The sequence below is a fragment of the Micromonospora sp. NPDC048909 genome, from assembly GCF_040649635.1.
Classification (GTDB): domain Bacteria; phylum Actinomycetota; class Actinomycetes; order Mycobacteriales; family Micromonosporaceae; genus Micromonospora.
Genome location: NZ_JBEZFU010000005.1, coordinates 408399 through 420121, shown reverse-complemented (window position 1 = coordinate 420121; position 11723 = coordinate 408399). Strand labels below are relative to the sequence as shown.

Genomic DNA, 11723 nt, shown 5'->3' with positions numbered 1-11723 from the left:
AGGCGCGCGGTGAGCGACGTGATACCGGCTGAGGAGTGGGTCTTCGCGGACCGGTACCGCGTCGACGCGCCGATCGGTAGCGGCGGCATGGGCGCCGTCTGGAGCGGCTACGACCGGCACCTGGACCGCCGCGTGGCGATCAAGCTGATGCGGAGCGCGCCCGGGCCTGTGGCGACCTTCGGCAGCGCGGAGAGCGCCGCGTTCCACGAGGCGGCGGCGGCCGACCGGGAGCGGTTCCTGCGGGAGATCCGCACGACCGCTCGCCTCGAACTCCCCGGCATCCCCGCGGTGTACGACTTCGGTGTCGAGGAGTCGACCGGCCGCATCTACTTGGTGATGCAGCTGGTATACGGGCAGACCCTCGAGGACCTCATCGCCTCCCGGAACTATGGCGCCGACCCGTGGCCGATCAGCTGGGCGGTCGCCATCACAGCCCAGGTGGCGGCCACCCTCGTCGACGTCCACCGGGTCGACGTCGTCCACCGCGACATCAAGCCCTCGAATCTCATGGTCAGTGACGGGGGAGTGGTCAAGGTCCTCGACTTCGGGGTGGCCATCCTTCGCGGCGCCAGTGCCCTACCGCGGCTCACCCAGGTCGGACTGACTGTCGGCAGCCCGCCGTACATGCCGCCGGAACAGGCCCTGGGCAACCCGGTCGGGCCGGCTAGCGACGTCTACGCGTTGGGTTGCGTGCTGTACGAGGCACTCACCGGGAGGGTGCCGTTCGTGGAGACGAACAGTCGCTCCTACCAGGATCACCACGTCAACACCCCGGCACCGTGGGCGCGGGCGTTGCGCGCGGACGTGCCAGCCGACCTCGACAACCTGATCGCGCGAATGCTGGCGAAGCGGCCCGCTGATCGCCCCTCAGCAGAGGACGTCTACGAAACGCTGCTTCCGATCGCCGCCCAGCCCGGTCCGGCTGGACCCGGCGGCAACCGTGACCCTCGCCGTCCCTTCCTCCGCCCACTCGCACCCGCGCCGCGTCAGCGCGGAGCCGCCCCTGCCCCGAAGCCGACGTCGATGACCTCGGAACCGCTGGGCGTAGACGAGGCGATCGAGATCCAGCAGCGGGTCGGCGACCTGGTCCAGGATTCGCAGTTCCAGCAGGCGATCGATCTGCTGGACGAGGCGGTGGGCCGGGCCGCCGCTGAACCGGCGTTGAAGCTGGAGATGCAGGTGGCTCTGGCATCGACGCTGTGGTTCGCCGACGAGTTCAGCCGGGTGGCGGCCGTCCTCGACGAGATCCTCCCGAAGGTCGACGGTGGCGACGACATGGCCGTTCTCTACTACTACTCGGGCGTCAGTCATGCCGAGATCGGCAACATCGACGAGGCCGTCAAGCAGCTCACCGAGTTCCTCGCCCTCGCGGAGCCCTACGATCCCCTGCACCGGGACGCCACCTACCGCCTCGGCATGATGCTGCCCGCCGTCGGCCGCGCGAACGAAGGCCTTCAGTACCTCGAGGCGCTCCGGCCGGTTCTCGTCGCCGAGTACGGGCCGGACTCCGTCCACGTCAGGACATTGGACGGTCGGATCGCTCAGATCAGGCGTGGACCCGATCTCTAGCAGAGACAGCAGCAACGTAGGCATTGCGAAGGCCGGGACGAATGACGTTGATCGCAGGCGAGACTGAGGTGGCCGCAGTCATGGCCGAGCTGATCGGCAGGCGCGCTGTCTTCCACTCGGAGGCCGACTTCCAGCATGCCTTCGCCGGGACGTTGCACAGCATGCGGCCCTCAACACAGGTCCGGTTGGAGGTCCGGCAAGCCGGGGGAGAGCACGTCGACCTGCTGTGCTTCGGACCGCAGGGGCGCACGGCCATCGAGTTCAAATACTTCACCGCACGGTGGGACGGCACCGACCCGGCGACCGGGGAGCAGTTCCGTCTGCGGGAACACGCGGCCGACGACGTGGCCCGGCGTAACTTCATCTTCGACGTCGCGCGGCTGGAAGGACTCTGCGCCGCCGACCCGACCCTGACCAACGGCCTCGCGATCATGTTGACCAACCACCAGCCGCTGTGGGCCCCGCCCAGCCGTCCTCGACTCACGCGTGATCAGCACTTCAGAATCCACGAAGGGCGCACCTTGACGGGCACTCTGCGATGGGGGACCGAGGGCAGCTACTACACAGACAACGAGCGGAACCTGATCGGCAGGTACACGCTCGCCTGGAATGACTACACCCGGCTCGAAGGCGCGAACGGGCAGTTCCGCTGGTTGGGTGTCGAAATCCGACCGCCACGTTAGGTCTGGACAGAAGTCAGCTTGGCACCTCGTCGCGCCAGCGGTTCCTCCGCTTCGTCTCGCGGCCCGGCCGCGCATCCCTCGGAGATGCCGGTCGCTACTCTTCCGAGTCCTGAAGGTCCCGCCGGTGCTCCTTGATCCACCGTTCCACGTCTGCGGCGCGCCAGATGCGCCCGACGGACAGGACGGCCACCGGATCGGGAAAGGACTTCGAGTTGGTGATCTGGTACGTGCGTGTCCGTGAGACGCCCAGCATCTCCTGGATCTCCTGGCTAGCCACCAGCCGAAGCGCTTCCACGCCGTCACGTTAAGAGCATGCGAACTGAACGCATGCTCACTGTGCAGATGAACTCGTCATATGCTCCCTGTTCGTGTAAGCTGTGCACCTGTTCATGTCGTGCGGTGTTGGGAGGAGGAAGGCGGAGTTGGGCATTCTCAATCGAACGTTCTTACCGGCAGGCGGGGGAGCGATCCACCGTTCCAGTACGTACAGAAGTCTGCTGCCGTGGCAGGTGTGCGAGCGCCGCTTCCCGGCCGTCCGGCTCGGACGTCGTGGCCTCAACCCCGATGAGGTGTACGCCTTCCTCGACCGGGTCGCCGTCGACATGGCCGCCGTCTACACCGCGCTCGCGCAGAGTCGGCGCGAGACCGCCGTCGTCAAGGACGCGCTGCGCCGGTGGCAGTCCGAGCAGGCCGAGGGCGGTCGCCGATGACCGGGCGGTACGTGATCCACCTGCCCGTGGTCGCCGCCGACCTGCCGGCCGCGCAGCGCCTGGCCCGGATCGTCGGCCGCTGGATCACCGTGCTGCCGATGATGGACCCGGGGGAGATGACGATCTCCGAGGAGGACAAGCAGTTCCTCCGGCACCGCCTCTTCTGTGACCTGCGGCTGCCAGGTGGGCGGCGTTGCGTCCTCCGCGACGGCCACGACGGCGAGTGCTCCCGCCGTGTGCGTCGGTGACGTGAGCGTTGCCGGCGAAAAGCCACTGTGGACGCAGGTGAGGTGACGGGTCATGATGCGGTGTGCGATTCGTTGCGACCCAGGTGATGCAGACGATCTGTGAGAAGGCCGAGGGCAGGAGGATCAGGGCTGCCGTCGCCTATGCGGGTGACGGAGCGGCCGACCTGCTGCCGGTGAAGGAAGGCGATCTGATCGTCGTCAACGGCAGCAGGAACGCACTCGCCAGCGGTGCTACCTCTGCTCGGCTGCTGCGGAGCTGGTACGAGCAGGGCGTCCTGCTCTTTGCCCATGAGACCCTGCACGCGAAGGTCTTTGTCATCGGTCGGACCGCCTTTGTGGGATCGGCCAACCTCTCGCTGCGTGCCCACGCCGACTGTACGGTCGAGGCGGCGATCCAGAGCACCGATGCTGCAATCGTCGTCGGTGCTCGAGAGTTCATCGACGAGATGGCTGCCAATGCAATCGAGATCGACGAAACCTGGTTCGATTGGGCGGAGACGGTGCTGGTACGCGCCAAAGGTGGCCCGGTGCTGTGGAATCCGAATCCGCCGTTCGAACCGAACGCACCGTACGACGTTTGGGTGGGCCCCGAGGTGGGCGTCGACTGGACTGATGAGGAGACGGCGCTGGCGCAGGCTGGGCGCCGGATGCATCGCGTCGTTGGGGGCAAGGGCAGGTACGGCACGATCGCCATCAGCGAGTCCGCGACGGACGAGAGTTGGCTTGAGCAGCCCGACATGGTGGTGCTCATCCGCCCGCGCAGCGTTCAGCTGGTCAGGTTCCTCGACCGCCGTCGGCGCGGGCGGGCGGCCATGGGCTTCTACCGCACCGACCGGGAATGCGTCCGTCGAACGCTGGGCGAGGTGGCGGCCGCTCTCGACAGCACCCCAGCGATGCTGCGCGAGGGGGACTGGGCGCGAATGGATTCGTCGCGGCGTGAAGCGCTACGTGACCTCTTCAAGCTGCCGAAGCTTCCGGCTCGGTCATGATGCGTGCCGTCAACATGTGAGCTGGCGAACAGCACCTGCCGGGCGTCCCGGTATCCTCCCGCGGCCGTGGCAGGCTCCGCCGGTGACGATCACGACGCTCGGTGCGCGGTTCCTCGCGGCGTTCAACGACATAGAGAAGCACATCAGAGCCCACCTCAAGGCCGACGAGCGCATCGGTTTCACACAGCTCGCACGGGAGTACGCCGAGAAGAAACGGCTGCCGAATCAACACAAGAGCGCCCTGGTCGCGTTCGCCTCCCTGCGGAACGCGATCAGCCACGGCACCTATTACGGCGGTCGACCGATCGCGGAGCCGGTCGAGGCCATCGTGCAGGAGATTGAGCGGCTCCGGCAGCAGTTGCTCGAACCACCGCGGGCGCTTCGCGTTCTTCCTTACAGCGAGGTGTGCGTGGTGGGTCCGGACGACCCGATCGGCACCGCGTTGGACCACATCCAGACCCTCGGGTTCTCGCAGCTGCCCGTGTACGACGGCGACGGCTACGCCGGTGTCCTGACCACCAACGCCATAGCTCGGTGGCTCGCGAACCAGTTGACCAGGAACACGGGCATCGCCGAGGAAGAGCCGGTCAGCCACGTGCTGAGGTTCGCCGAGCCGGGCGAGGAGGCTGTTCTGGTGACCCGGGCGATCACCGTGGTAGAGGCGATCGGCCGCCTGAGCAGTGGAAGACAGGCTGGCCAATTGAGCACGGCGCTCATCATCACTGAGAACGGTCGGAGGACGGACAAGCCACTGCGGCTGGTCGCCCCCTACGACCTTCCGCTGCTGACCGCCGCCCTAGACATAACGTGATCAACTGGCAGGTTAGGTGGTGGCGCCGCCGGCTCGGTGCCCAGAGTCCGAGCCAGCGGCGCCGCCAGCGGGAGCGCGGACGGTCAGCCCGCGAGCGAGCCCAGGCTGAAGCCGTCGAGCAGGTTGATGAGGTCGTCGTCGCGGATCACCTCATAGCCGCGCCCGCGCAGCTCGGCCACCAGCTCGGCCTCGCAATCGAGCGGGATCTCGAGGTAGTCGCCGTCGTGGACGGTGAGCTGGCGCTTCCCGTGGTTGTCCTGCAGATCCTGCGGCAGCACCGTGAACGCCCGTTCGGTGACCATCCGCGGCCAGGTCCCGCCCTCGACCGCACCCACCTTGGTGATGTCGAAGGGCTTGTCGTCGGCGTATCCGTCCTCCGGGTCGTGGTAGTCGGGGCCGGCCGGGTTCCACAGCTGGGTCATCTGGACCTGCCGGGCCTCACCCCACGTGTGGGCGGTGGCGAGTGCCCTGATCTCTGCCGCCTCCGCGGCTGCGGTGTCGGCATCGGCGAAGGCGAGGCAGCCGTGTGACTGGGCGTAGCCGTAAACGAGGTGCTGGTGGTGCGTCGTCATAGCGCACATCCTGCCTCAGACGTACGACTTCCAAGATCGTCGTACGGCCGGGGCCCGCTCCACCGGTTGGCTGACCGCTAGGCTGGCCCTCGCTGGTCTCGCCACCTGGAGAAACGCCCATGTCCGACAGCGTCTTCGCGCAGTTCACCGCCGATGACGACCAGCTCGCCGTCGGGCTGCTCGTGCAGCCGGCGATCAACGCCGCCCTGGTGCACAACCGGGTGCCGCTGGTCCGTCACCTCACGCTGGTCAACCACGGTCCGGTACCGCTGGCAGACGTGACGCTGACGCTGGAGCTGCTCGGCCCCGACGGCGGGCTGATCGAGCCGTGGACGCGTACGCTGACCGCGCCGTTGCGGCCCGGGGCGAGCACCGGCTGGGACGACTTCCGCGACGTCACGCCCGACCGTGCCCTGCTGTACCGCACCGACGAGGCGTTCCCGGTCGACTACCGACTCACCGTCGAGGCAGATGACAAGGCGTTGACGTTGGTCGCCCCGTCAAGAGTGTTGGCGCACAACGAGTGGTTCAACAGCCCCGCCCTGTACGACAGCCTGGCGGCCTTCGTGCAGCCGAACACCCGGGCGGTGGAGGCGGTCCTGCGGGCTGCCGCCCAGCTCCTGCTCGCGCGGACCGGCTCCGGCTCGCTGCAGGGCTACCAGGAGGGTTCGGAGCGGGCGGCGCTGATCGCCGGTGCTGTGTACGAGGCGCTGCGCCAACTGGAGATCACCTACCAGACCCTGCCGGCGTCGTTCGAGAACAGCGGGCAGAAGGTGCGGACGACGGCCGCGGTGCTGGACGGGCGGCTCGGGAACTGCCTCGACCTCTCCGTCACGTACGCCGCGTGCCTGGAGGCGGCGGGCCTGCACCCGCTCGTCTTCATCAGCGAGGGGCACGCGTTCGGTGGTTTCCTGCTGGAGGAGGAGCGGCTGGGTTCGGCCGCGGTGACCGAGACGAACCTGCTGATCTCGATGGTCGACTCCGGCCGGGCCGTGCCGGTCGAGCTGACCCGCATCGGGCCGGGCGCGCAGTCGGCGACCTTCACCGAGGCGGTACGGGTCGGGCTCGGCCACTTCCGCGGCGAGGCCCAGCGTCTGCAGGGCGTCGTCGACGTGCACCTGGCCCACCGCTCCGGCATCCGGCCGTTGCCGTCGGCCGACGAGCTGGTCGCGCCCGCCCCGATCGACGCCGAGGCGACGCCCCACGTCACCGCGTCCCTGGACCTTCCGCCCGGTGTCGCCGCGGCGAAGCTGCGGCAGCTCGTCGACGAGGGCGACGAGGTGCCGCAGCAGTCCGACGGGTCACCGGCGCGCATCCAGCAGTGGAAGAAGTCGCTGCTCGACCTGAGCCTGCGCAACCCGCTGCTCAACCTGCCCAAGCGGGGCCGCGGTCTGGACCTGCACGTGCCGGCAGGTGCGCTGGCCCTGCTGGACGACCTCATCCACGACGGCAAGCAGGTGCAGGTCATCCCGCAGGACGACATCAGCCACGTCCACGAGCTGGCCGGGGCGCGCCGGGCGCAGGACCTCGACGCCGAGATCCTGACCCGGGAGCTGCGCACCGACCGCCGGGTCTACGGCGCGGTCACCGACGCCCGCTACAAGACGGCGATGCGGGCGCTGCAGCGCGAGGCGCGCACGATGGAGCAGGAGACCGGCAGCAACTACCTCTACCTGACCCTCGGCACGTTGGTGCACACGAAGACGACCGGGGGAGAGGCGTACGCGCCGCTGTTCCTCCTGCCGGTGCGCATCGAGGGTGGCACCGGCCGCCGCCCGTACGCGATGGTCATCGACGGCACCGAGGTCGCCAGCCCGAACTATTGCCTGATCGAGTGGCTGCGGGTCAAGCACGGCGTCCGGATCCCCGAGCTGGAACAGCCGGTCCTCGACGAGCACGGCATCGACATCGCCAAGACCCTGGCCGCGATCAATACCGGCCTGGTCGACAACCGGTTGAACTACCGCATCGACGAGACCGCCAGCCTCCGGCTGTTGCAGTTCTCCACCTTCCAGATGTGGCGGGACCTCACCGACCACTGGCCCCGGTTCATGGAGAACCCCGTCGTCCGGCACCTGGTCGAGTCCTCCGGCGCCACGTTCGACGACCCGGCCCGCCCCGAACACGACGTCGAGGTCGCCGTCGACGAGGGGGATCTGCACCTGCCGATCCCCGCCGACGGTTCCCAGATGCAGGCCATCGTGCGCGCCGAGCGCGGCCAGTCCTTCGTCCTGGAGGGGCCGCCCGGCACCGGCAAGTCGCAGACCATCACCAACATGATCGCCCGGGCGGTCACCGCCGGCCGCTCGGTGCTCTTCGTCGCCGAGAAGCAGGCCGCGCTGGAGGTGGTGAAGCGCCGCCTCAAGCAGATCGGCCTCGGGCCGTTCGCGCTGGACCTGCACGGGCGCAAGCAGTCCCTCAACGCGATCCGCCAACAGCTGCGCGACGCCCTCGACCAGTACGACCAGGGCGGCGACGGCACGTGGACCGCCGTCGAGACCGCCTACCGGACGCGGCTCGCCCCGCTGGCGGAGTACCCGGCGCAGGTCCACACCACGAACCCCGTCGGGATGTCGCTCTGGTCGGCCTACGAGCAGGTCCTGGCGTACGGGGACGGCCCGGTCGCTCCGATCCCGGTGAGCTACCTGCACGCGCCCGCCGAGGCGCGCGCCCAGGTCGAGACGACCCTGCGGGAGTTCCCGGCCGCCGCGCGCTCGGCGCGGGTCCGGACCGCGCACCCCTGGGCGCTCAGCGGATGTCGCAACCTCGACGGGCTGCACGGTGCCGCCGTCACCGAGATCGCCGCCGAGCTCGAACGCCTTCGGACCGACCTTGCCGCCCACCCGCACCTGGTCGGGCTGCTGCGGACGCTGCCCGCCCCGGAGACCGTTGGCGAGCTGCAGGCGGGTGCCTGGCTTTCCGTACGCGGGCTGCTGCCGGACCGGGAGAACACCCTGCGCGCCAGCGACCGGCGGTGGGACGAGGCGGTGACCCGACTCCAGGCGGACCTGGCGGCCTTCCGGCAGGGCTTCGCCGGCGAACTCGCCACCTTCCGGCCGGACGTGTTCGCCCGCCTGGAGCTGGTCGCCTGGCACGCCGAGGCCCAGGAGGCGGCGAAGAAGCTGCTCGGCAAGCGCAAGCGTCGGCAGGCCATCGTGGACCGACTGGCGGTGCACCTGGTTGCCGGCGCGACAATCGACGTCGAGCGGGTGGAGGTGGCCACCGGTCGGCTGGTCGCCGCCCAGGGGCGAGCCGCCGCGCTCCACCAGCAGGCAGTGGCACTGGGCGGGCTGCGGCTGCCGGCGTGGCAGCCCACCGACCCCGACGCGCAGGAGCGGCTGGCGGAGGCGATCGAGGCGACCCGGGCCGGCCGGACGCTCCTGGCCCGGCACCCACAGGCCTGGGAGCTGTTCCAGAGCGGGTTCACCGACGTCGGCGCGGCCCTTCTCGACCGGGTCGCCTCGCGGTGGCGGGCCTGGCGCGGGGTGCTGCGCTCGGCCGGGCCGGAGCTGACGCTCTGGGCGGCCGGTGCGCACTGGGTCGACGCCTGGCAGCGGGACGGCGCGGCGTGGCTGCACGAGCTGCAGGCCGAGGAGCTGTTCCCGCTGCGCCGATGGGCGACCGTCCTGACCCACGCGGACGTGCTCGCCTCGGCCGGCCTCACCGACTACCGGGACCAACTGCTGCGCGCCGAGGTGCCCGCGCAACTCGCCGAGGAGGTCTACCGGCGGGGAGTCGCGGCCGCGTCCCTCGCCGAGCGGGTACGGGCCGGCGGCCTGCAGTACTTCGACCCGGAGCTGCACGACGACGAGATCAGCCAGTTCGAGGCCGCCGCCGGCGAGCTGCGGTCCGCGCTGCCGACGCAGCTGCCGTCGGTGCTGGTCCGCCGTCGCCCCTTCAGCCCGACCGACCGGCGTGGCCGCTTCGCCGACTTCGCCGCGGAGCTTCGCCGCAAGCGGGGCGGGCGGTCCTTCCGGGAGCTGTTCGAGCAGTACCCCGACGCGGTGCTGGCGCTGACCCCGTGCGTGCTGGTCAGCCCCGCGTCCGCGGCGAACTTCCTGGCGCCGGGGAGCCAGCGCTTCGACCTGGTCATCTTCGACGAGGCCTCGCAGATCCGCGTCGCCGAGGCGATCGGCGCGATGGGTCGAGGCAGCGCCGTGGTGGTGGTCGGCGACTCCCGGCAGATGCCGCCGAGCAGCATCATGCAGGCCAGCCACACCACCGACGAGGTCGACGAGGGCAACGGCCCGGTGCCGGAAGACCTGGAGAGCATCCTCAGCGAGGCCGTCGAGTCGGGACTGCCGCAACGATGGCTGTCCTGGCACTACCGCAGCCACGACGAGTCCCTCATCGCCTTCTCCAACCGCTACTACTACGACAACAAGCTCTCCAGCCTCCCGTCGCCCGGCGCCACCAGCACCGCCGGCGTCACCTGGCGCCGCGTCGACGGCCAGTACGACCGGGGCGGCTCCCGGACCAACGAGGTCGAGGCGCGGGCGATCCTCGCGGACATCACCCGGCGGCTGCACGACCCGGCGACCGCCACCCAGTCCATCGGTGTGGTCACCTTCAACATCCAGCAGCGGGACCTCATCCTCAACCTGCTGGAAGACAGCACCGACCCGATCATCCGCGAGCACCTCTCCGGGGCGGTCCCGGAGCCCATCTTCGTGAAGAACCTGGAGAACGTGCAGGGCGACGAGCGCGACGTCGTCCTGTTCTCCCTGGCCTTCTCCACCAACCCGGAGACCGGCCAGCTTCCGCTGAACTTCGGTCCGCTCAGCCAGGCCGGCGGCGAACGGCGGCTCAACGTAGCCATCACCCGGGCCCGCCGCCAGGTCGTCCTCTACTCCTCCTTCGACCCGTCGGACATCGACCTGTCCCGCACCTCCGCGCTCGGCACGCAGCACCTGCGGGCGTACTGCGAAATGGCCGCCGCCGGCGCGGACCGCCTGGGCGACCTGGCCACCGACCGGACAGAACGTCGCAGCCGGATCCGCGACGAGGTGGCCACGGCGCTGCGCGACCGCGGCCACGAGGTCCGCACCTCGCACGGCCTGTCCGACTTCACCGTGGACCTCGCCGTACGCAGGCCCGGGGCGCCGCGGTGGCAGGTGGCCGTCATGCTCGACGGCCCCGACTGGAGCGCCCGCCCGACGGTGGCCGACCGGGACGCGGCGCCGGCGCTGCTCCGCACGATCATGGGCTGGCCGGAGGTGGTGCGGTTCTGGCTGCCGGCGTGGATCCACGACCGGTCGGCGCTGCTCGACCGGGTCGACGAGGCGGTCACCCGAGCCGAGGCTCCCGCGACCGCCGAAGCGGAGCCCGCGCCGGCGGAGGCCGCAGCGCCGCACGGGGACATCGAACTGCCGCAGCCGCGCGCCGCAACAGCCATCGAGCCGTCGCCGCCGCGCCCGGTGCCGGATGCCGAGCTGCCACAGTCGCGCCCCGCCGCGGACGAGGAGCCTCTCCTGGGCGCGTCGCCGGCACCCGTCACCGGACTCGCCGCTGCGTCCGCACCGCCTGCGGTGACCGTCGCGCCGGCGTCAGTGTCAGGCACCATCACGGCGAGCCCATTCGTTCCGTACGTCCCGACGCCGCTCGGCGACCAGGCCGATCTCGACCTGCTCGCCACCGACCAGCGGATGCGCGGACTGATGCGGACCGCGCTCCGCGAGATCATCGAGGCGGAGGGGCCCATCGAGCAGCACCGGCTCGCCCGCCTGGCCCTCGCCCGGTTCGGCTTCCTCCGGACCCGGGAGGACCGCCGCACCGCCGTGCTCGCGCTCGTCGACTCCCGCCGGCTCTACGCGCACCCGACCGTGGGTCGGTACGCCTGGCCCGACGGCACCGACCCGCAGACCTACCGCGCCTACCGGGTCACCCAGGCGAGCAATGATCGGGCGTTCGAGGAGGTGCCGCCGGAGGAGGTGGCCAACGCCTTCGTGCACGTGCTGCAGGGCGTACCGAGCATGGACGAGGAGCGGCTGCTGCGCGCCGGCCTGGAGCGCCTCGGCTACCGCCGGCGTACCGACAAGATCGACAAGCTGCTCCGGTACGGGCTGCACGTCGCCCTGACCAGCGGTCGCCTCCGCTTCGACCAGGAGGGACGCCTCACCCTGGCCTGACAGCCGCACAAGG

The 11723-nt window shown here is 70.2% G+C and carries 9 protein-coding genes; 7 read left to right on the top strand and 2 right to left on the bottom strand.

Annotated features, from left to right (window positions below; genetic code table 11):
• Nucleotides 1-9 precede the first annotated feature (9 nt).
• Together AB0C04_RS16860 and AB0C04_RS16855 are read left to right on the top strand one after the other, a co-directional pair.
• A complete protein-coding gene (locus AB0C04_RS16860; RefSeq protein ID WP_357054803.1) occupies nt 10-1569 on the top strand; it encodes a serine/threonine-protein kinase in 1560 nt (519 codons plus the stop codon).
• A gap of 80 nt (nt 1570-1649) precedes the next feature.
• Entirely contained in the window at nt 1650-2252 is a 603-nt protein-coding gene (locus AB0C04_RS16855; RefSeq protein WP_357054800.1) for a hypothetical protein, read from the top strand.
• A gap of 94 nt (nt 2253-2346) precedes the next feature.
• Here the strand turns inward: AB0C04_RS16855 and AB0C04_RS16850 are convergent, their stop codons facing one another.
• Nucleotides 2347-2547 (bottom strand): AlpA family phage regulatory protein, encoded by a 201-nt coding sequence (locus AB0C04_RS16850; protein ID WP_357054797.1) that lies wholly within the window; start codon nt 2545-2547, stop codon nt 2347-2349.
• A 94-nt stretch (nt 2548-2641) separates the two neighbouring features.
• Here AB0C04_RS16850 and AB0C04_RS16845 point away from each other — a divergent pair, with 94 nt between their 5' ends.
• The 4 genes from AB0C04_RS16845 to AB0C04_RS16830 all read left to right on the top strand — a co-directional run bounded on the left by AB0C04_RS16845 (nt 2642) and on the right by AB0C04_RS16830 (nt 5010).
• Nucleotides 2642-2962: a DivIVA domain-containing protein gene (locus AB0C04_RS16845; RefSeq protein WP_357055296.1), complete on the top strand. Its 321-nt coding sequence runs from the start codon at nt 2642-2644 to the stop codon at nt 2960-2962.
• Nucleotides 2959-3210 carry a hypothetical protein gene (locus tag AB0C04_RS16840; protein WP_357054794.1) on the top strand — a complete coding sequence of 84 codons (252 nt, stop codon included), beginning with the start codon at nt 2959-2961 and terminating at the stop codon, nt 3208-3210. The genes AB0C04_RS16845 and AB0C04_RS16840 overlap by 4 nt, the downstream gene beginning before the upstream one ends.
• Before the next feature lie 83 nt (nt 3211-3293).
• Nucleotides 3294-4199 carry a hypothetical protein gene (locus tag AB0C04_RS16835; RefSeq protein ID WP_357054791.1) on the top strand — a complete coding sequence of 302 codons (906 nt, stop codon included), beginning with the start codon at nt 3294-3296 and terminating at the stop codon, nt 4197-4199.
• A gap of 82 nt (nt 4200-4281) precedes the next feature.
• A complete protein-coding gene (locus AB0C04_RS16830) occupies nt 4282-5010 on the top strand; it encodes a CBS domain-containing protein (protein ID WP_357054788.1) in 729 nt (242 codons plus the stop codon).
• Nucleotides 5011-5093: 83 nt separating this feature from the next.
• Here the strand turns inward: AB0C04_RS16830 and AB0C04_RS16825 are convergent, their stop codons facing one another.
• Nucleotides 5094-5582 carry a hypothetical protein gene (locus tag AB0C04_RS16825; protein ID WP_357054785.1) on the bottom strand — a complete coding sequence of 163 codons (489 nt, stop codon included), beginning with the start codon at nt 5580-5582 and terminating at the stop codon, nt 5094-5096.
• Nucleotides 5583-5701: 119 nt separating this feature from the next.
• Between AB0C04_RS16825 and AB0C04_RS16820 the strand changes: the two genes are divergently transcribed.
• Complete coding sequence (locus tag AB0C04_RS16820) at nt 5702-11710, top strand: DUF4011 domain-containing protein (protein WP_357054782.1); 6009 nt, start codon at nt 5702-5704, stop codon at nt 11708-11710.
• Nucleotides 11711-11723 lie beyond the last annotated feature (13 nt).